Source organism: uncultured Amnibacterium sp. (assembly GCF_964244015.1).
GTDB lineage: Bacteria > Actinomycetota > Actinomycetes > Actinomycetales > Microbacteriaceae > Amnibacterium.
Genome location: NZ_CAXTHO010000044.1, coordinates 1 through 20196, shown reverse-complemented (window position 1 = coordinate 20196; position 20196 = coordinate 1). Strand labels below are relative to the sequence as shown.

Below are 20196 nucleotides of genomic sequence, written 5' to 3'. Positions count from 1 at the left end.
CGCATGCGGACGCGTCGGTCCTCGTCCTCGACGCCCTGCCATCGTGTCGACTCGAGGTACGTGGGGATGACGAGCAGGAGCACCCGCGCCGGCGCGACACGCCCCACCGCCCCCTCCGGGCCGAAGAACTGTCGCTCGAGCTCGAGCAGGCGCAGATCCGGCTCGTCCATGACGCGCTCGCCGTGGACCTCGATGCACTCGCGGAGATCCGCCAGGGCCTGCTGGAGGCGCCGCCGCCGCTTCCCCTCGACCTCGTTCAGGAACCACCGCATCTGGATGGTGAGCACCTCGTCGACGCGACGAGCAGGGCGGTCGTCCGTGTCCAGCTCCACCTCGCTCATGCCTGCAGTGAACGACAGGGGTCGGACATCAGGTGCGAGCAGGCGGAGGCGGATGGTCAGCCGCGGTAGTCGGCGTCGAGACCGCGGACGGTCTTCGTCTGGGGCAGACCTCAGGCCGGCTGCAGGACCTGGATCCCCGCGGCGAGCGCCGCACGCGCCTGTTCCGCGTCGTAGGTCAGGAGTGCGTCGGCGCCGACGCGGAGGGCGACCGCGAGGTGCAGCGCGTCCTGGGACCGAAGGCACGCGCCTCGGACGGGTGCGTCGAGCAGATCCGTCCGGTCGAGATCGACCAGCACCAACCGGTCGAGCACCGCGGTCACCGACCCGGGTCGGATCACCGAAGGGTGTCGAACGGCAGCGCACTGCAACTCGGCGTGCAGCAACCAGGACCCCAGCAGCCGGCTCGACCCGGCGTGTGCGTAGAGCGCATCGGCGAGCGCGGCGGATTCGGCTTCCTGGACCAGCAGCTTCATCGCCGCCGAGGTGTCGAGGTACAGCTTCACCACGGATTCCGGAGGTCATCGAGAATCTGCGCATTCGAGCGCTCGGATGAGACCCGCTCGATCGATGCGAAGCCGGTCGGTGAGACGAGCGGCGCTCGAGCCCGGCCGCGCTCGATTAGCTCGTCGAGCGGATCGACCGGCGGAGGCACGATGAGCGCCGCGACTCTGCCGTTGTTCGTCACCTGCACGGTCTCTCCCGCCGCGACGGCTCGCAGGCCCGGCGTCCATCGTTGACGGCGTACTCGACAGTGCACACCGCGGCACCGCGCGCCGGCAGTTGCTCCGTGCCGGTCAGGTGCTCGGACCGAGCGGCAAGGGCGGACACATCGGATGCGCTCCTCCCCAGGCCGCGCTTTCGGCCTGCGGCGCCGGTAACCCCGACTCAGCCGCAGGACCCTGAGGGCGGCGGCTACCGTGCGACCTCCCGAGGGGAGGAGGATTTCGATGCAGGAGCTCGCTACGCCGACGCCGATCGCACCCCCGCCACTGTGGGCACTGGCGGCCGCGTCCTACCTCGCCCGTTACTCCGGCAACACCCTGCGCAGCTACACCGTCTCGCTGCGACTGCTCTTCACCTGGTGCACCGATCACGGGCTCGATCCGCTCGCGGCGAAGCGCGTGCATCTCGAGCTCTTCGTGCGGTACCTGGAGCAGGAGCGGGGATGCATTCCGAGCAGCGTCGCCCATCACCTGACGCCGGTCTTCGGCTACTACCGCTTCGCGACCATCGACGGCTACCTGGTCGCCGATCCGACCGCGATGCTGCGCCGGCCCCGGGTGTTCGCAGACACCACCCGCCAGCTGGCGCTCGACCGCGACGAACTGCGTGCGCTCCTGGCCGCGGCACGCGCGTCGACGGCTTCGGAGCTGGCGCTCGTCGCCATGATGGCGCTGCTCGGGCTGCGGGTGTCGGAGGCGACGGGTGCCCGCGTCGAGGACCTCGGCGTCGTGATCCGCGGTCACCCCACGCTGCGGATCGTCGGGAAGGGCGCGAAGCCGGCGACGATCCCGCTCCCCCGGGCCGTGAACGAGATGCTTCTGGCCGCGGTCGGCACCCGCACGCACGGCCCGATCCTCCTGCGGCCCGAGCGCGGCCCGCTCCCCGAGCGCCCGTGGACCCGACGGGCGGCCGCGCTCGCGATCACGCGGCTGTGCCGAGCGGCAGGCATCGACAAACCGATCTCGCCGCACAGCCTCCGGCACACCTTTGTGACGCTGGGACTGGACGCGGGTATCCCGCTGCGCGACATGCAGGTCGCGGCCCGGCACTCCGACCCGCGGATCACGGCACGGTACGACCGGGGGCGTTTGGACTACGACACCCACGCGAACCACCGGATCGCGGCCGACCTGCTGGATGCTGCGGAATGACGCGAACCGCTTCTCGCGCCCGTCAGTGGCACACGCATCCATTAAGTGGCACCCGGCGACACCGGTGGTACGCTCCCACTGTGAGTGGATCATCCCGCGTCGTCCTCGGGGACAAAGGTCGCATAGTGGTCCCTGCGGCAGTCCGCGAACGTCGGCACTGGACTCCGGGCACGACGCTGATCCTTGTGGAGGCGCCGAACGGCCTCCTGCTCACGGATCGCGACACCGCGCTGCAGATGGTTCGCGAGAAGCTCGCGGATCGCCCGCTCGTCGATGAACTCCTCGCCGACCGCCGAGCCGAGGCCGCCGCAGACCTCGCCGACCAGTGACCGTGTTCGATGCTTCGGCGCTCCTCGCATTTCTGCGGGGCGAAGCAGGCGGCGAGGTCGTCCAGCGCAGCCTGCTCGACGGAGGCCGGATCAGCGCAGCGAATTGGTCGGAGGTCGCTCAAAAGGTCGCCGCGGACCCGACGACGTGGCCGATCGCGCACGACGTGCTGCTCTCGTTCGATCTGACGGTCGAGCCCGTGACCCGCGAGGACGCGGAGGCCGCCGCCGCCCTCTGGCCGACCGCATCCCAACTTTCACTTGCCGATCGGCTCTGCCTTGCACTCGGCACTCGACTCGATGCCGACGTCATCACCGCGGACCGCGCCTGGTCCGACCGCCCCCGGGTCACACTCATCCGCTGACTCCGACAACCTGGCCGGGGACGTGCTCCTCAGACCCGCCGCACCCGCGGCCCGCCGGCTGCTTCAATCGCGTCGAAATCGTCGTCCTGTGTGACCACGTCCATCGAGTTTGCCTGCGCCACCGCCGCGATCCACAGATCATTGATCTTGGCGCGGCGGCCCTGCTCGGCAAGACGCACGCGCAGCTCAGCCCATCGACGCGCCGCCGCGGGTGTGACCGGAAGCGCCTCGGCCACGCTGACGGCCTCGAGCGTCGCGAGGCGCTGGGCGCGCACCGCTGTGCTCGGCGCGGCGAGCACCCCTGCGTGCAGTTCTGCGATCGTCACGACACTGATCACCGCTTCGTCCGGCAGAGACTCGACATCCAATCGCCTACCCGATTCGCGGGCGATCAGCACGCTCGTGTCCAAGAGCGCCGGGCGGTCGTTCACGGCGCGCCCAGGTCGTCTGTGGTCTCGCCGGCAAGTCGCTCAAGGTCGACGGTGAGTCCAGGGTCCGCTTGCGCGTTCATCACCAGGTCGATCAGATCCGCCTTGGTGAGGAATCTTGGTCGCGCTGTGCGAACCGGCCCGATCTCCGCGACCGGCCGGCCGTTCACCGTGATCGTGACCGGAGTGCCATCGGCGACCTGACGCAGCACGTCGGCGGTGTGATTGCGCAAGTCACGCGAGGCGATAATCGACATGTGCCCAACTGTAGCAGTCCTGCCACAGTTGGGCCGGAGTGGCGAGAACCACACCGGCTCGAAGCACCAGCGAACGGAACTGCCGACCTCTGGATCGTCGTGCGGGAGGATGAAATCCCGGAATGAACTCAGGCGGAGGAGGAACGGGAATGACGAAGACCGTCCGGCAGAAGGCCGACCGTCCGCAGGTGACTCACACCGAAACACTCGGCTACAGCCCGCAGGGATCCATCACCCACCCAAAGCCGTCAGCGACCCCGACTGGCGTGGTGCGACCGAAGGCCTGACTCGCGGTCGCTACGGTTGCTCTGGTCAACGGACGGAGGGCCGGCTCCGGCTGCACCCCGATCTCCTTGCGGGGCCGCGACACGTCGGAGTTGCGGAGCCGCTTACGCGCGATCGCAGGTCGGATTGCTGGCCGTAAGTGACGCGGGCGCTGCCATCACGAGGGGCACGTCCGAGTCGCACGGCAGACTTGCATCATGACCGATCCAAGCCAATCCCAAGACACTGCTCAAGCGATGCACCTCAAGATCAGCCGCATCATCTCCAACCTTGGAGACAACATTGACTTGCCGGCCAACGGTGTCACGTGCATAGTCGGCGCTAACAACGTCGGCAAGTCGCAGCTTCTAGCCGATATTCGCCGCCACATCTACGCGACGCCAGACGGACTGCCCGTCGTCCTGAGCGAAGTCGGAACCGAACCCGCGCTACCACTCATCGATCCCGCTTTTGTGGGTTACGGAATGGGTGAAACTGGCGTACCTCAACGACTGCTCGACCTGCTTCTCGCGCGTGCGGGTGCGATCTGGCCAGATCAAGCAGGAACACCCCAATACACTCCGAAAGGCGGGGGCCAAAACGCTACCGCGCGACAAATCCAATCGAGCATGTCGCAAAGTCGACTCGACCAGATCGCGGCCCCGTGGTTTATCACAGACAACGCCATCGGCAGCTCGGTCACTGCACAATTTTACAATTCCATGCAAGGGACGCCCGATCAAGATCCGTCTTTGATGGGGATGGTCGTGAGATCCTGGGAGGTCGAGCAACAAGTAAGTCGGATATTCGAGCAAGGCTTCGACTCAGAATTGACGCTAGACACGGTTTCGGGCGGCGGCTTCAGGATCGGACTCGACGATAAATCACTGCTCGTCGGCCACCGCCCGACAGAAGCCTACCGTCGTCAAATAAGCCAGCTTCCAAAGCTATCAAGCCAGGGGCAAGGAGTGCAGGCGTACATGTCGTTAGCCGTGACAATCACCTTGGGCGACGCAGACATATTCATCTTCGACGAGCCAGAGACCTACTTGCATCCGCCTCAGGCACGCGCTCTGGGCCGTCTTGTGGGACAGCAGGCAACCGACCGAGGCAAGCAAGTGATCTGCGTCACCCACGATAAAGATTTTATCATCGGCCTTCTGGAGAGCACATGTCCTCTCAACTTCGTCCGAGTCTCACGGGAGGGAACAGGAAACCGTCTTCATCATGTTAATACCAGCTTGGTCAAACACGTTTGGACGACGGCGGTGCTGCGCTATTCGAACCTACTCGAAGGACTGTTCTACCGCCGAGTTATCGTGTGCGAAGCAGAACCTGACTGCCGCTTTTATGGCGCAGTTCTCGACGGCATAGTAGAGGACTCAGAAATGAGCGCCCGTGCCGCCGAGGCCATCTTTTTGGGCGCCTCTGGGAAAGCGGGAGTCCCAAAACGCGTCGAGGCTTTGGCCTCTCTGGGTTGCGACATCAAAGTGATTCTCGACGTTGACGCTCTCTGCGACGGGCCGTCCCTACTGCGCCGGATCGCGGAAGCCTTGGGTCGTGAGTGGAAGTCCGAATGGACGAACTGGATCAATACAGTCTCGAGCGCGGTGAGCAGTGAGGGCGTTCGGCCACAACTGAAACTGGCTGGCATTAACGTGATGCAATCAGCGCCAGCAAGAATAGCAGCCGCGGCGCTCGTCGATGAGCTGTCTGGGGTCGGCATACATGTGCTCGCGACGGGGGTACTGGAATCCTTTTATGCGTCGAGCGCCCAGGAAAAAGAGAGATGGGTAGATGAGGTCCTCGAAGCAGGGCTGCATAAGTCACTGCAGGCGCCAAGGGATTTTATGAAAGCTGTTGTCACACCTTGAGTTCGGGGGCTCGATCCTCTCAGATCCGGCCGGCGAACAGATCCCGAGCCCCGTATCATTTTAGCGACGCACTGCCTCAACGGATCTCGGCTGCGATGCGGCTGTTGCGGGCAGCGACGAACGCGAGTTGCGCCGCACGGAACACTTGATAGGCCTCGAAGGTCTGCGGCAACGGAGAGCCGTCGTACCCAGCGAAGGGAAGGTAGAACCGCACTGCGCCTTCGTGGACAAGATCGTCAAGGAGGAAGAAACGGACGTAGCCTGAGAAGTCCCCGAACAAAGTGAAGAAATCCGCATATCGCTGCAATGCGGCCGTGAGGGGTGATTGCTGGCCGACATAGTGTCGGCGGATAGCCTCGAGCGTGAGATCGAAACGGTCGCGAATTCGGTGGTTCGTACCACGCTCTTGATTGACTGTCTGCCTGCCCTCGATCTTGTTTCGAGGAAACACCAGTCGGCCGCCGATTGACCCGGCGTCGCGGTGCCAGGCCGCGTTCACATCCGCGCGCATCCGGTCGTAGAACGGTCGAAGCTTGTTCTTGTTCGAGTTGGTGAGCGTGTCGCTCGAGAGTACGAAGACCCCAAGAGCGGATTCATGCCGCAAGACTCTCGCCCCGCCGACCTTCACCGCGGTCAGGTCAAATTCAGCCCCGGACGGAAGCGGCTTGGACCACAGTAATTGGTGGTATCGCTGCAGCGTCGGGCTGTACGAGTCGGGATCCCGACCGGCCGACTCTGCTCGAAAGTCAATAGTCAAGTCGATGACGGCGTCGCTCATCGATAGATGATAGCGCACCCGTAGGTGCTCAAGTACAAGCCGAGACGTCGCATTGCGCTCACTCGATTCCGTAACCCCTGAGTTAGAATGCCTAATCTCCCTCGGAAAGGATGTGGCGCTCAGATGAATATGCGCGACTAGGACAGGCATCGATCGCGTCATTCGGCTAGCAGAAGGTGCTCGAAAGCAATTCTTGGAGCGTCGACCACAGCCACCGCCCCTGCTGCGTAAACAACGGTGCTTCGATGCCTGGATTCCTCGTTTCTTCGAGGAGCGCTTGGAGGCATCGGAGACGGCCGATGCGACCTCAGGGCGCATACGAACGCATCGACATGGGCGTCATTGGGTTCTGCCCAACGGCCCACGGGACCGTCCTCCAGCGTCCAACCAAGCCACCGCCGCCTCAGGCGGCCGGCTGCTGGTCCTCGGCGTACCGCGGCGCCATCGATTCCATCTGGTCCATCACGAGCTTGATCGCCTCGGGCTGCTTGTCCGGCGGGTACTTGTACTTGACGAGCAGCCGCTTGATCGATGACCGGAGCTTCGCGCGCACGTCGTCACGCACAGTCCAGTCGGTACGCACGTCCCGCCGCATCACCGAGACGAGCTCGCGCGCGATCTGCGCCAGCACGTCCTCACCCTGCACTGCGACGGCGGACTCGTTCTGCGCGACGGCGTCGTAGAACGCGAGCTCGTCGTTCGACAGCGGTGGAGTGAAGCGCTCGCCGCGGGCCGCCTCGGCAGCGACCTCCTTCGCCAACTCGACCAGCTCTGCGATGACCTCCGCCGCCGTGAGTTGCTGGTTGGTGTACCGCTTCATGATCTCGGCGATGCGCTCCGAGAACGCGCGCTGGCGGATCAGGTTCCCGCGGCTTGCGCGGGCCCCGGCGTCGACGAGCGACTTCCGTAGCGCCTCGATCGCCAGGTGCGGATTAGGCGCCGCCTGCGCCTTAGCGAGAAACTCCGGGCCTAGGTCATCGAGCGAGAGACGAGGCAGTCCGGCTGCCTCGTAGATGTCGACCACCTCGCCGGTCGACATCGCCCCAGCGACGAGGCCGCTGAGCAGCCGCTCGATCTCCTCGGGCACCGGCTCGTCGCGCGACTGCCGTTCGATGGCGTCGAACTTCGCCATCCACACTCGCACTTCTTCGTAGAAGGCGATCTCGTCGTGTACCTCAGCGAGCGAGGCCCGCCCCGAACTGAGCGCCCACGCGCGAGCAAGCTGCCCACTAGCGGCGCGGTAGCGGTTGGCGAGGCGGTCCGCGCCGAGCTCGAGATCGTTCAGCGGATCCGCCGCATCCCGCAAGAAGTTGGTCGCAGTCGTAGCGGCGGTCAGCATGGCGCGTGTGCCGCCCCGCTGGAGGACGGCGCGCCAGTCGCAGCGGGCGAGCATGTCCCGGATCTGCGCGACGAGCTCGATCGCGATTCCGGCGGCCTCGTCGACGTCACGTCCGATCGGTCGATTCTCTTGATCGGCGACGGTGTACTCCGACAGGGCCTTGGCGAGGTTGTCCGCGAGCGGCGCGTACGCTACCAGCAGACCGTCCTCCTTGCCCTCGAAGGTGCGGTTCACCCGGGCGAGCGTCTGCATGAGCAGGGCGCCCTTGAGCGGGCGATCCAGGTAGAGCGTGTGAAGCGGAGGCGCGTCGAATCCCGTGAGCATCATGTCCTTGACGATGACGAGCTCGAGTTCATCCGAGGCGTCCTTCAGACGGTCCTTGATCGCCGCATTCGCGGAGTCTCGCCGCACGTGATCGCTGACGGGCGGCTGGTCGGTGGCCGATCCCGAGTAAACGACCTTGATCTTGCCGCCATCGAGCGCGTCGGAGTGCCAGTCCGGTCGCAGTGCGACGATCGCCGAGTACAGGCGCGCACAGATCTCACGCGTGCCGCCGACGATGAGCGCCTTCCCCGGAGATCCGATGAACGGGACCATGCGCGCGCGGCGTTCTTCCCAGTGCGTGACAAGGTCCTGTGCCAGCGCACTGATCCTCTCGGGCGACCCGTACACGGCGTTGACGACAGCGACGGAGGCTTCGATCCGCGCGCGTTCGGTATTGTCGAGCCCGAGTGTGTACTCATCGGCGGCACGATCGATGTCCTCCTCGGTCGTGCCTTGGGTGAGCGTCACCTTGATGAGCCGCGGCTCGAAGTAGACGGGAACCGTTGCCCCATCTACGACAGCGCGGGTCAGGTCGTAGATGTCGATGTAGTCGCCGAACACGGCGCGCGTATCGCGCTCCGCAAACGAAATCGGCGTCCCCGTGAACGCGATGCGCGTTGCGTTCGGCAGGGCGTCGCGCAGGTGCCGGGCGTAGCCGTCGAGATCGTCATAGTGGCTGCGGTGGGCTTCGTCGACGATGACGATGACGTTGCGGCGGTTCGTCAGCAGCGGGTGCTGCGTACCGGACCTCTTCTCCGACTCGGTCAGCCCGAACTTCTGCAGCGTCGTGAAGTAGATCCCCCCGGTCACCCGCTCGGTGAGCTCGTCGCGCAGCTGCGCTCGCTCCCGCACCTGCACGGGCTTCTCCGCGAGCGACAGGCTCCTGTCGAACGAGCCGAAGAGCTGGCCATCGAGTTCTGTCCTGTCGGTTACGACGATCACAGTGGGGTTCTTGAGCTTTGGATGCCGCGACACCAGGTTGGTATAGAGCTCCATCTCCATCGACTTGCCCGAGCCCTGCGTGTGCCAGACGACACCGGCCTTGCCATTGGTCTCGACCGCCTGGATCGTGCTGCCCACCGCCTTCGTGACCGCGAAGTACTGGTGCGGCTTCGCAATGCGCTTGGCGAGCCCCTCGGACCCCTCGTCAAAGGCGGTGAAGCTGCGGACCAACTGGAGGAAACGCTCCTGGTTGTAGAGGCCGTTCAGCGCGTCGTCGACCGGAAGAACGTCGATTCCGTCCTCGATACGCGGCTGCTGCAGCGGGGCTCCGTCATCGTCCACGTTCCAGGGAGCGAAGTGGTTGAGCGGCGTGAACGGGGTGCCGTACCTGGCGTCGAGCCCGTCGCTCGCCAATGTGAACACGCAGAACCGGAACGCCATGGGGAACTCGCGGAGGTACGTCTGCAGCTGCGCGTGCGCGGGAGCGACGCCGGTGGAGTCGGACCCGGCCTTCTTGAGTTCCACGATGCTCAAGGGCATCCCGTTCACGTAGAGCACGATGTCGAACCGGCGGTGCAGGTCGGCCTGCCGGATCGTGATCTGGTTCACGACCAGCCAGTCGTTTTGATCCGGCGTACCGAGCAGCCGGATGCGCGGGTTCTGCTCGACGCCGTTCGTGTCGATGTAGCTGAGCGGATAGCCGCCGACGAGGTACTCGTGGATACGCTGGTTCTCGGTGATCGCATCAAGGGACTTGGGAGAGGCGATCTCCGCGAGTGCTTGCTGCAGGAAGGGCACCGGCACGTCGGGGTTGAGATGGCGCATTGCGTTCAGAAGCCGCGGGCGGATAAGGAGCTCGTCCCAGGCTTCGCGTTCGCCGGTACCCGGAGCGATTTCCTCGCCGCGCCGCAGATCCCAAAGAAGCGGTTCGGCGAGATACTCTAGCGCCGCGTGCTCCCAATCGGCTTCGGAAATGCCCGTCATCGCTTCGCCTTTCACTATTCAACTTGCCCCGTCGTCGTCCTGCTTGCCCTCACGCGCCAGCATCTGTCGCGACCTTCTCAGCGTCACGGACACGGAAATCGCCTGACATCAACTGAGGGAGCAGCGTGTCGCGCGTCACAGTAAGAGTCCTATTCTCCTCGAAAGCCGCGAACACTGCTTCGCGCAGTGGCGCCGCGATTGCTTCGAAAGTCTCCGCACGCGCTGACGATATCGCGGGAACAGGCGCGCTCAAGAACCGCTCGGCCCGAACGGCGGGGTAGGCGCTGCCCTCTGCGACGGTCTCCAAGTAGGCAGTGAATCCCGGTCGCTTTGTCACCTCGTATAGGTAAGCAAATCCGGCTCGGGTAGGCGTGAGCACAGCCAGCCCCGTCGATGCAACGAGCAGGGGATCGTCGGCAAGGTTGAGCGCGTGGGATCGACGGTTGGGACGAACGGTGGACCAGATGGTGTCGCCGCGGCGGAGAGCTCGCCGCGCGCGACCTGGCGCTTGGTCCCAATCGGAGACGTCTGGGTACTCAAACGTGCCGACCCCGACTGACGCGATATCGACATAGCGCAGCTGGCCTCCAGGATTGGGCTTAACTGCTAGCTCGTTGACGGCCGCGATGCTGCCAAGGCTTACGGTGCCTGAGGCCTCGTCCAGCAGATCCTCCAACAGCGTTGCCAGGTACCGGTCAGCGGTTGCGGCGATCGCGATATTGGCCGCGATCTTGTCGTCAAGAACGCCAAGCACCTCCACAATGGCCTGCTGCTCGGCAATGGAAGGTAGCGGCACTTCCAACTCCGCCAGAATGCCCAAATTGATATGAGGTACCCCGGTTGAGATTGCACGCTCGGTGATCTGCCTAAGGAAGTCGTCCGTCGTCGACGCGTAGTAGATGTATCGAGCGTCGGCTACAACTGGATCCACGCGCAACCGCATTTGACTTTGCGAAACAACGAACGTTTCGTACTCACCTTTAGGCACGAGCGCCACCTGTCCGAGGGTGCCGCGCTGGGTAAAGATGATGTCCCCAGGCCGTGCCGTGTTGCGGCCAAGGTCGCGCTGGAGTTTGTCCTCCGAAACGAAGGTAAAGCCCCCGGTGATATAGCGCCCTCGCGCCATGTTGACTCCGCGGATGACGGGGACGCCAATGTCGGTGTAATCGTTGCTGACGAGAGAGGACCCAAAGGGCCCTCCTACTAGTCCGCGATCGCAAGCAACCGTCCTGATAGCAACGCGGTTCACGAGACTCTTCCGAGTTGTTCGCGGACTGCCTCGGCCAGGCGTGCTGACTCCACAAAGTGAGATTCCAACTCCGCCCGGAGACGAGCAAGCACTTCCTCCATCGGCTCACCGATTTTGCCCGATTCCGCGGCGCCCACGAAACGGGCCGGAGCTAGTGAGTAGTGCGCGGCCTTGATTTCGGCGAGCGTCGCTGAGTAAGCGAAGCCCGGCACGTCCGTGTACTGGTCGAGCGTGGTGTCCGAGCCGATTCCTCGCCATGCGTGAAAGGTGCCCGCGATCTTCGCTATGTCGTCGTCCGAGAACGCGCGCTCGGCGCGATCGACCATGTGGCCGAGATCCCGAGCATCGATGAACAGCACCTGCCCATTTCGCTCGCCTTTGTTCTTTGCGAAGAACCAGACACACACGGGGATACCGGTTGAGCGGAACAGTTGTGTCGGTAGCGCGACCATGCATGACACGAGGTCCGCTTCAACAATCTCGGCTCGGATCTGTCCCTCCCCGCCGGAGTTTGAAGACATCGAGCCGTTCGCCATCACGACGCCGGCCTGCCCGCCGGGCGCCAGCTTCGACAGGATGTGCTGGATCCACGCGTAGTTCGCGTTGCCAGAGGGGGGCACGCCGTACTTCCAGCGCGGATCGGACTCACTTCGTGCCCAGTCCTTGATGTTGAATGGTGGGTTGGCCATGACGAAGTCGGCCTGCATCTCGGGGTACAAATCTCGAGCGAACGTGTCGCCCCAGCGTGAGCCCAGGTTGCCCGACAGGCCGTGGATCGCGAGGTTCATCTTCGCCATGCGCCAGGTGCGCTCGTTGAGTTCCTGCCCGTAGACGGAGATGTCCGAACCTTCTCCATGGTGCGCGTCGATGAACTTCTCCGCCTGCACGAACATGCCGCCCGACCCGCAGCACGGGTCGTACACGCGCCCGTGATCGGGCTGCAGCAGCTCGACGAGCACTCGCACCACACCCGCAGGCGTGTAGAACTCGCCGCCCCGCTTGCCCTCAGCGGCGGCGAACTTCTCGAGGAAATACTCATACACCTCGCCAAGGAGGTCGCGAGCTCGTCGTCCCGAGGCCCCCGCCTGGCCCTGTCCGGCGAAGCGCGCGGAGTTGAGCAGGTCGAGGAGTTCGCCGAGACGCCGCTGGTCGACGTTGTCGCGGTTGAAGATTCGCGGAAGCGTTCCACTCAACTGCGGATTGCTCTGCGTGACGGCATCCATCGCTTCGTCGATCAATTGCCCGATCGACTTTTGCGGCGCGTCAAGTGACGCTTCGATGCCCTTCGCGTTGTCGGCGAGGAACGACCACCGCGCATTGGCCGGCACCCAGAACACACCACGTCCGGTGTACTCGTCGGCGTCGTCGATGAGCTCGGCGATCTGGTCCTCGTCGTACCCCTCGGCGGCCAGCTCGGCTCGGATCTGGGCGCGCCGCTCATCGAATGCGTCCGAGACGTACTTAAGGAAGACGAGCCCGAGGATCACGTCCTTGTACTGGGACGCGTCCATGGAGCCGCGCAGCTTGTCGGCGGCCTTCCAGAGCGTGTCCTTCAGCTCTTTCATCGTCGACGGTGCTGTCGAACCGACGTTTGGTGTGCGGGGCATGGTGTCCTTCAGTTCTCGGATGCCGAGTACGCGGCAGGGTCGGTGAGCGTCACGGCGCCGAGCACGACGCCGGCGGAGAGCAGTTCGGCATAGGTGTCGAGGGCCTTGAGTCGGCGCGCGAGAGCCTCGCGACGTACCGCGACGTCCGAGAGACCAGCACGCAGCGGCACGATCGATGCTGGTGCAACGCGGCGCAGCCGCCACCTCCGCCACGCTGCAGGGCCGCCGAAGGAGCCCCCGATGTCGGCCGCGACGAGTTCGGGGACGAGTCCTCCAGGGTCTGCGGCGTCGATCCGCAGCACCCGGGCCGGATGGGCCACGATCTTCGAGCCGTCCAGATCCACCCAGGCCTTCGCGGTCGGCCCAGTCCGGAAGACCACGTCGCCAGCAACTGTGAGCCGAACCGAGGGATGCTGCGCGGCGAACGTCAACTGGTCGATACGTCGATCGCCGATGCGTGCCGGGGCGTCGAGATCCTCCGCGCAGATGACAACCAGGCCCGATGCGGAGAACTCGTCGGACTTGACGTGCGTTCCCGAGAGCACTCGCAGATGTCGCTGCGCGATGAGCTCCTCCACGAGGGCCGACGGGATCGTGGGGCCGGGCTCGGCGGAGGGCATCAGCGGAGGCGCGTCTTCGCCGAGCTCGACACGTGCCTGGTCGAGCAGCGCGGGCAGATCTCGCGCCGCCCGTACGTCGAGGGCGCGGGCGCGTCCCCCTCGAACGAGCGCGCCGCGTGAGGCGAGCAAGGCTCGTGTCGGAATCAAGCGGGCGAAGCGGAAGGCATGCGCCCGGACATCGCGCGCGCCACCCATGGAGGCCAGCACGTCGCTCACGAGGTCCGACCGGGATGCGAGAGTGAGAGAGGCATTCGTCAGGTCGATGACCGCCGTGAAGCGGTCGGCGATGGGCACGTCTCCCGTCTCGCGCCCGAGTACCCATAGCGCCAGGGCCTCGCGCGGGGCCGCTGTCACCAGACCGCTGGGAAGCTTCGCAATCGCCCTCACCCGGCCCGATCGCAGCACATCCGTTCGTGTAAGTCCATCGGCGAGCCTGAGGGGCCCGACCATCACCGACGCGGGCGCGATGACGATCGCGCGGTCCTGATCGCGCATGTCGAGCACGAGGTCATCGACGACTTGGAGCATCTCCGCCGCCGATCTTGCCCCCCTCAGGGGTAAGCGCTCGATGTGCAGTCGGGGCGCTTCCCGTGTGGGCTGCGTTGCGGGGAGAACGATTCCGTCGCAGAGGAGGCGCCGGCGGATGGCGCGCCCCTGTGGGAGCGGCGACACCACCAACTCGACGTCGTCGCCGAGTTGCGGAACGAGTTCGGAGCCAAAGGACGCGGAGATTCCCGGCCCCACGAGAACGTCTGCCAGGCGATCGACCCCTAGCGCGTGCACCAGCGCCGTCAGCAGGGCGTCAGCGTCGCTCGTAAGGGGACCCGACGAACCCGCCGAAGACGTGGTCGCCAGATGGCGCCGCTCGAGAAGCCGTGACGCCTCGAGCGGTGAGTAGGCGGCGTCCGCCAGCGAGTCCGTCCATTCCGCCCAGGTCGGCTCGGCACGCGAGAGCTCTGTCACGAGGCATGAGTCGTCGGGATCGGCGACAGTGGCTCGCTCTACGAGTTCGGAGAGGGAGGCTCCGCCCACAGCCGACCCCGAGACCGCGCGAAGAGCGAGCAGCGCGTCGACCGCAGCGACATGTGAGGCGTCGGCGAAGTCGAACCGGGCGGGCGCAGCGGCCGCGGCGGTGTCGGCTACAGCATCCCGATTGTTCCCGTGCCCGGTGCGCGCCAGCCACGCCGCCACCGCCATCGCATCGAAGAGCGCACGGCCGTTCTTCTCGCTCAGCACTGGCGGAAAGGGATCGAGCGACGCCGCGAACCTCGTCCGCCACACGGATGCGACAGGCCGCTGGACGCGGGCCAGCCGGGCGACGCCGGTCAGGTCCATGAGGAGCGGCGTTGCGGTGGTGATGGGTCGACCGTAGCCCGCGCCGCCGATTTGCCACAACTAATGCGCGATAATCCCCTTTATCACCCAGTTCATCGCACTGTCCGACTTCTCCAATCACGATTGGCGCCGCGACCACCGTCGTCGCCGGACGGCGCACCTCCCCGCCGCGCGGCTCGCTTCCCATCACGATTGGAACCCTCAGATGATCGACACCCAGCCCCCCGCCACCACCAGGGACTTCAAGTGCCCGCATTGCGGCACGCCCTTCACCGTCGACGAGTCGGAGTACGCCGACATCGTGCGCCAAGTGCGGACCACCGAGTTCGAGAGCGAGCTCCACGCGCGCCTCGCTGAAGCCGAGAGGACCAAGCAGGCCGAGATCGCGCTCGTCGAGGCGAAGCTCGCCCAGCAGTCGCAGCTGACTGCGGCGGAGAAGGACGCCGAGATCGAGCGCCTCAAGGTCGAGCTGGAGAACGCGGACACCGTCACGGAACTCGCCGGCGCGAAGGCCGCTCAGCAGTCGCAGAAGGCAGTCGCGGAGAAGGAGTCCCAAATCCAGAACCTGCGGGCCGAGCTGGAGAAGGCGGCGACCCTCCAGGAGCTCGCCGTCACCAAGGCGGTCACGACCGCGGAGAAGCAGCTCAGCGAGGCCGAGAACCTCCTCGCGGTGCAGCGAGCCGAGCAGAAGGCGAAGGACGCAGCGCTCAGCGAGTCGCACTCGAAGGAACTCGCCCTCAGGGACGAGCTCATCGAGCGCTACAAGGACATGAAGGCGAAGCTCTCGGTCAAGCTGCTCGGCGAGACGCTTGAGCAGCACTGCGAAACCGAGTTCGACCGCGTCCGCTCGCTCGCGTTCCCCAACGCCGCGTTCGGCAAGGACAACGACGCCTCTGCCGGCACCAAGGGCGACTACGTCTTCCGCGACTTCGGGGATGGCGATGTCGAGTACCTCTCGATCATGTTCGAGATGAAGAACGAGGCGGACCTCTCGTCGACCAAGAAAAAGAACTCGGACTTCTTCGCCAAGCTGGATAAGGACCGGAACGAGAAGGGCTGCGAGTACGCGGTGCTCGTGTCGATGCTCGAGGAGGACTCGGAGCTGTACACCGGCATCACCGACGTCTCACACATCTACCCGAAGATGTTCGTGATCCGTCCGCAGTTCTTCCTGCCCCTCATCGGGCTGCTGCGCAACGCCACCGGCGACACAATCGCCGTCAAGGCCGAGCTGGAGCAGGTCAAGAAGCAGAACATCGACATCACGAGCTTCGAGTCCGAGCTCGAGGACTTCAAGTCCGATTCGGCGCGCAACTACGATCTCGCCAAGCGCAAGTTCGACGTCGCCATCAAGGACATCGACGCCGCTATCGATCGCCTCCAGAAGGTCAAGGAGAGTCTGCTGGGCTCCGAGAAGAACCTCCGCATCGCCAACGACAAAGCAACCGGCCTCACCATCAGGAAGCTGACCAAGGGCAACGGGACCATGCAGGCGAAGTTCGCCGAGCTCGACTCCTCGGAAAAGCGGGACGCCGCTTAGCCCTGAGAGCCGCGTGGGCGCCGGCAACCCCGGCGCATCTTCCCCGCCGCGTTACTCGTGCTTAGCGAACGGGTTGATGGTTCGATCGGTGCGGCCGCATGCGGTCGCACCGATCGCCTTCACGTCGGGAAGCGCTGCAGCTGGTCGACGTACCGACAAGTCGTTCGAATGCGCTCCGTAACGCTGCCACGCACCTCGATCCACGGCTCTGGCTGCAACGCAAGCACCCCCCGGAACCGCTCCTGCATCTGATGCCGGATCTGCTCCGCGTCCCGCAGCCCGTCCTGCGCGAATGGAATCTCGTCGCCGGTGAGGATGTACAGCGCCGGCTGGTGGGCGGCCGCCCGCTCGAGGATCCGCTCCGCCGACTCCCCTACGTACCGCTCGTGCCACAACGCCGTCGCGAGCACGTCCGTGTCGCAGATCAGCAAGGGCTTCGGCACACGGCGCAGCGCCTCCTACTCCAGCTGGATCTGCCGGTCGACGATGAGGTCGAACTCGTCGCTTCGCCACGGCGCCGTGACGCCCTGGCGATCTCGCTGTACTCGCGGCCGTACTCCTCGACCCAGAGCGTCCCGAGCTCCTCCGCCAGCGCCTTGGCAAGGGTCGTGGTGCCGGTCGACTCCGCGCCCAGAACCACCACACGCTTCGTCAGGCTCGCCCGCACCGACGGCGCCAGCGCCCACCAGCACGCCTCCGGGTCCGAGCAGACCGCGGTGCCCGACACCGGGTTCAGCTGCCTGCCCGGGTCGACCTGCACCCATGTCGCGCCGAGGCGGCGCGCCAGTTCGGCCCCGTTCTCGTCGCTCGTGAACGCCGCATCGACCGGCTTGGAAGCAGCCGCTCGATCACCTTCATGTGGTCGTCCCAGGCAGTCGGCGAGTCGAGGTCGACCTCCGCGTCGACGATCTCCGCCACGATGTTCGCCGTCGGGTGCTCCTCCTGCAGCCAGGCCAGGCGGGTCTTGAGCGGGATGGTCTCCGCCGAGTTCACTAGCAGCTGGACGGTCACCTCGTCGCACTGCCGGAAGGCGGTGCGGATCAGGTTCGAGCGGCGGCGTGCAGCGGGTAGATCTTGCTGAGGACGAGGCCGTGGCGGAAGGGCTTGGTCATCGGTCTGCCGGTATTGAGCGTGCGGAGTGGTCTCGAGACGGGCGCGGGGCGCCCTCCTCGACCAGCGAGGCGGCCTGGTGGGTGCGCCAGGCGCGGTAGCCGCCGACGCAGAGGGCGATGAAAAGCAGTTAGAGCGCTCCGGTGATCCAGAGGCCCTTCACGATGTACAGCGCGATGTGGACCACGTAGACGGCGATCCAGACAAACCAGTTCTCGGTCCACCGCCGGTTCAGCATGTACTGCGCGATCAGGCTCACCGCGGTCGTCGAGGCGTCCGCGAGCTGCGGTGTCGAATTCGTGAACGTCGTCAGCACGGCGACCACGAGCGGCACGATCGTCTTCCTCGGGGTGTGGGAGGCGAAGCCCTCCACGGTTTCCGAGCATCAAGGGGACGACCTCGGCCGGCGGTCATCTTCGCGGCGTTCACTCCGTTCATGGACGCGACCGGGTGGTGGGACGTGGAGGTGCCGACGCCGATCGGACGTCTGCACTTCGATGTGCACATCCACAACGACGGCGACGTGACCGCCAGCTACCGCGGGCGCCCGATCCCCGTGCCGGCGATGCAGACGTCGCCGGAGGGCGACGGGCTGCGGGTGCGGTGGACGCAGCGCCTCACCTTCCCTATTCGCGTGGACATCGGCGTGGACGCGCTGGTCGTCGGCGAGCGACTGACCGGCGTCGCCACTGCCGGCTCCCTCATGCCACCCGCCCGACTGGAGGGACGCCGGGTCGCCTGATCACCTCGACGCAGTCGAACGGACGTCAATGGTGTTCGCGCCGCGTTCGCGGGTTGGAAGGTCGGCGATTCCGAGGCATCGATGTCCCCCTCGGCACCTCGGCGATCCGCGTGTCTCGTGCGCGATGCTCGAGATCCGGCGCGACCGCTCCATCGACGCCGACGGGGGCGCGACGGTCGCGGCGGAGCTCGGCGTCCGCGCCATCGTCGAGACCGTGTCACGAGCGCCTACGGTCGAAGCATGGCTGACGACTACCTCGAGGCGATCCAGCGGGAACTGGACCGCGACACCGCTCGCGCGCTCGGGCCCGCGCGGCGGTCGGCCGGTGAGCAGCGGAACGCGGAGACCGAAGCGTGGCTCTCCGCGGGCGACAACCTCGCCGAGAAGGCGATCGCCGCCCTCGACACCGGCGACGAGGAGCGAGCCGCGAAGCTCGTGCGGCGGATCATCGCACTCCCCGTCGTCGACGAGTCGACGCCGTCGGGGCTGATGGCCGTGAACGTGGTCCTCTACCGCGAGGTCATCGACCCGCCGTTCGAGGACGGTGACGCACGCGGGCTGCTCGACCTGCCGCTCCGGCTGCTGCCGACACTGGACGGCTGGGCGGCCGACGCCCTCCGTCACGCGCTCGCCTCCTTCGCCGACTACGAGCTGCCCGCGGCGATGGTCCGTCGGATCCGAGCGGTCGTGTCGCCGGAGCGTCGGTTCGACGAGCCCTTCCAGGGCGTATCGGAGGAGGACCTCCCGGCGGCGGTCACGTCCGTGCTGCGGCTGGTCCTACAGCTGCGGACAGAGCAGGACTCACCCGCCTCTGCGTGACTGGTCCGCCTGCCGCGGCGGGCGGGAGAGTCACTGAGGGGCGGGCTCAGGGCAGGCGCGCCCGGTCGAACTCGGCCAGCATCCGCGAGCGGCGCGGATACCTCGCGCGGAGTCCCGCGATCAGGTCGTCGACCGGACCCGCCAGCGCGGTGCCCTCGGCGAGCTTGCGCATCCGGACGAGTCGGTTCGCGGCCGGCCGGTACATCCTCGTGTCGGTCTTCACGAGGTCCATCTCCACCAGGTCGCGGTGCAGCGGGAGCGCTCGCGCGGCGTCGACCGGCTCCAGCGCGGCGGCCAGCTGCTCGGTGACCGCGCGGTCGCGGACGCCGAGCTCGTCGTACAGGTCCAGCGCCTCGCGCGGGTCGGTGGTGAGCGCGAAGAGCACCGCTTCGGGCGGCACGCCTCGCAGCGTCTCCCGCACCTCCGGCTCGAGCGCCGGCCAGTCGTCGCTCGCGGCGACGAGCTTCGTCGCGTGTGCCGCCGTCGGCCAGCGGCGGAACACCTCGAGCCGGGCGTCCGGCAGCGCCTCGGGTCGGTGCTCGCCGAGCAGCGCGCACCAGTACTCGGACGCCGTCAGCGCCGGGCGGCCGAGGTCGACGTGCGCCGCGGTGCCGGCCCACTCGATCGCGAGGTCGGACCGCTCGATCTCCTCCAGCGCCCTGGCCGTGTCCTCGAGCCAGACCGCCGTCCCGCCGCGGCGGTGCGTGGCGATGATCCCATCGACGTCCCGATCGAGCACCGCCAGGCGGCGCGCGTTGTGCTCGAGCTGGAACCGCTCGCGGGACGCCTTCACCTCCCGGGCGTAGGCGTCCGGATCCGACCTGCTGAGCGTGAACCTCGAGGGCGCGTCCGCCGGCCGTTCCGGAGGGAGGGCCGCCTCGATCTCGACGAGCTTCGCCCGGTACAGCGCCATCCCCTGCTCGCCCAGCGCGGGCGCGTAGGCGACGGGGTCGATCTGGAAGAAGTCCTGGCGGCCGTCGAACTGGAAGGCGATCAGCCAGTGCACGAGCTTCACCGCCGGGGTCTGCGCCTCCCGCGCCGCATCGACGTGCAGGTCGAGCAGGTCGGCGATCGCGTC

The 20196-nt window shown here is 66.2% G+C and carries 21 protein-coding genes; 7 read left to right on the top strand and 14 right to left on the bottom strand.

Going from position 1 to position 20196, the window contains the following annotated elements:
• Together ACFE67_RS07095 and ACFE67_RS07090 are read right to left on the bottom strand one after the other, a co-directional pair.
• A partial coding sequence (locus tag ACFE67_RS07095) for a hypothetical protein (protein WP_375406170.1) occupies positions 1 to 341 on the bottom strand: 341 nt, incomplete at its 3' end.
• Positions 342 to 451: 110 nt separating this feature from the next.
• Positions 452 to 844 (bottom strand): PIN domain-containing protein, encoded by a 393-nt coding sequence (locus ACFE67_RS07090; protein WP_375406169.1) that lies wholly within the window; start codon positions 842 to 844, stop codon positions 452 to 454.
• Positions 845 to 1288: 444 nt separating this feature from the next.
• Here ACFE67_RS07090 and ACFE67_RS07085 point away from each other — a divergent pair, with 444 nt between their 5' ends.
• From ACFE67_RS07085 to ACFE67_RS07075, 3 genes are read left to right on the top strand one after another with little or no spacing between them, the layout of a single operon-like run.
• On the top strand, positions 1289 to 2215 hold the full coding sequence (locus tag ACFE67_RS07085) for a tyrosine-type recombinase/integrase (protein WP_375406168.1): 927 nt from the start codon (positions 1289 to 1291) through the stop codon (positions 2213 to 2215).
• The gene (locus ACFE67_RS07080) at positions 2212 to 2544 is read left to right on the top strand and encodes an AbrB/MazE/SpoVT family DNA-binding domain-containing protein (protein ID WP_375406167.1); all 333 of its coding nucleotides are present in this window, start codon (positions 2212 to 2214) and stop codon (positions 2542 to 2544) included. Before ACFE67_RS07085 ends, ACFE67_RS07080 begins: the two co-directional genes overlap by 4 nt.
• A gap of 2 nt (positions 2545 to 2546) precedes the next feature.
• Positions 2547 to 2906, top strand: coding sequence for a type II toxin-antitoxin system VapC family toxin (locus tag ACFE67_RS07075; RefSeq protein ID WP_375406166.1), 360 nt, complete (start codon positions 2547 to 2549; stop codon positions 2904 to 2906).
• Positions 2907 to 2935: 29 nt separating this feature from the next.
• Here the strand turns inward: ACFE67_RS07075 and ACFE67_RS07070 are convergent, their stop codons facing one another.
• Entirely contained in the window at positions 2936 to 3337 is a 402-nt protein-coding gene (locus ACFE67_RS07070; protein WP_375406165.1) for a PIN domain-containing protein, read from the bottom strand.
• Entirely contained in the window at positions 3334 to 3591 is a 258-nt protein-coding gene (locus tag ACFE67_RS07065) for a type II toxin-antitoxin system Phd/YefM family antitoxin (RefSeq protein WP_375406164.1), read from the bottom strand. The genes ACFE67_RS07070 and ACFE67_RS07065 overlap by 4 nt, the downstream gene beginning before the upstream one ends.
• A 482-nt stretch (positions 3592 to 4073) precedes the next feature.
• Between ACFE67_RS07065 and ACFE67_RS07060 the strand changes: the two genes are divergently transcribed.
• Positions 4074 to 5729 (top strand): AAA family ATPase, encoded by a 1656-nt coding sequence (locus ACFE67_RS07060; RefSeq protein ID WP_375406163.1) that lies wholly within the window; start codon positions 4074 to 4076, stop codon positions 5727 to 5729.
• Positions 5730 to 5805: 76 nt separating this feature from the next.
• Here ACFE67_RS07060 and ACFE67_RS07055 read toward each other — a convergent pair whose 3' ends face one another.
• The 5 genes from ACFE67_RS07055 to ACFE67_RS07035 form a co-directional block, all read right to left on the bottom strand.
• The gene (locus ACFE67_RS07055; RefSeq protein ID WP_375406162.1) at positions 5806 to 6507 is read right to left on the bottom strand and encodes a DUF6994 family protein; all 702 of its coding nucleotides are present in this window, start codon (positions 6505 to 6507) and stop codon (positions 5806 to 5808) included.
• Positions 6508 to 6910: 403 nt separating this feature from the next.
• Positions 6911 to 10096 (bottom strand): type I restriction endonuclease subunit R, encoded by a 3186-nt coding sequence (locus tag ACFE67_RS07050; RefSeq protein WP_375406161.1) that lies wholly within the window; start codon positions 10094 to 10096, stop codon positions 6911 to 6913.
• A 49-nt stretch (positions 10097 to 10145) separates the two neighbouring features.
• Positions 10146 to 11222 carry a restriction endonuclease subunit S gene (locus ACFE67_RS07045; RefSeq protein ID WP_375406160.1) on the bottom strand — a complete coding sequence of 359 codons (1077 nt, stop codon included), beginning with the start codon at positions 11220 to 11222 and terminating at the stop codon, positions 10146 to 10148.
• A 119-nt stretch (positions 11223 to 11341) separates the two neighbouring features.
• Positions 11342 to 12910, bottom strand: a complete 1569-nt coding sequence (locus ACFE67_RS07040; RefSeq protein WP_375406159.1) for a type I restriction-modification system subunit M — start codon at positions 12908 to 12910, stop codon at positions 11342 to 11344.
• Positions 12911 to 12960: 50 nt separating this feature from the next.
• Positions 12961 to 14907 (bottom strand): hypothetical protein, encoded by a 1947-nt coding sequence (locus tag ACFE67_RS07035; protein ID WP_375406158.1) that lies wholly within the window; start codon positions 14905 to 14907, stop codon positions 12961 to 12963.
• 205 nt (positions 14908 to 15112) lie between these two features.
• On the opposite strand from ACFE67_RS07035, the gene ACFE67_RS07030 reads away from it, so the two are divergent.
• Positions 15113 to 16447, top strand: a complete 1335-nt coding sequence (locus tag ACFE67_RS07030; protein ID WP_375406157.1) for a DUF2130 domain-containing protein — start codon at positions 15113 to 15115, stop codon at positions 16445 to 16447.
• Between the two features lie 119 nt (positions 16448 to 16566).
• Here the strand turns inward: ACFE67_RS07030 and ACFE67_RS07025 are convergent, their stop codons facing one another.
• The 4 genes from ACFE67_RS07025 to ACFE67_RS07010 form a co-directional block, all read right to left on the bottom strand.
• Positions 16567 to 16890, bottom strand: a complete 324-nt coding sequence (locus tag ACFE67_RS07025) for an AAA family ATPase (RefSeq protein ID WP_375406156.1) — start codon at positions 16888 to 16890, stop codon at positions 16567 to 16569.
• Positions 16872 to 17207, bottom strand: coding sequence for an AAA family ATPase (locus ACFE67_RS07020; protein WP_375406155.1), 336 nt, complete (start codon positions 17205 to 17207; stop codon positions 16872 to 16874). Before ACFE67_RS07020 ends, ACFE67_RS07025 begins: the two co-directional genes overlap by 19 nt.
• Positions 17180 to 17458: a hypothetical protein gene (locus ACFE67_RS07015; RefSeq protein ID WP_375406154.1), complete on the bottom strand. Its 279-nt coding sequence runs from the start codon at positions 17456 to 17458 to the stop codon at positions 17180 to 17182. The genes ACFE67_RS07020 and ACFE67_RS07015 overlap by 28 nt, the downstream gene beginning before the upstream one ends.
• A 229-nt stretch (positions 17459 to 17687) precedes the next feature.
• The gene (locus ACFE67_RS07010; protein WP_375406153.1) at positions 17688 to 17930 is read right to left on the bottom strand and encodes a nicotinamide mononucleotide transporter; all 243 of its coding nucleotides are present in this window, start codon (positions 17928 to 17930) and stop codon (positions 17688 to 17690) included.
• Between the two features lie 63 nt (positions 17931 to 17993).
• On the opposite strand from ACFE67_RS07010, the gene ACFE67_RS07005 reads away from it, so the two are divergent.
• Positions 17994 to 18299: a hypothetical protein gene (locus ACFE67_RS07005; RefSeq protein WP_375406152.1), complete on the top strand. Its 306-nt coding sequence runs from the start codon at positions 17994 to 17996 to the stop codon at positions 18297 to 18299.
• A gap of 240 nt (positions 18300 to 18539) precedes the next feature.
• The gene (locus ACFE67_RS07000) at positions 18540 to 19118 is read left to right on the top strand and encodes a hypothetical protein (protein ID WP_375406151.1); all 579 of its coding nucleotides are present in this window, start codon (positions 18540 to 18542) and stop codon (positions 19116 to 19118) included.
• 46 nt (positions 19119 to 19164) lie between these two features.
• Here the strand turns inward: ACFE67_RS07000 and ACFE67_RS06995 are convergent.
• Positions 19165 to 20196: hypothetical protein (locus ACFE67_RS06995; RefSeq protein WP_375406150.1), on the bottom strand; the 1032-nt coding region annotated here is incomplete at its 5' end.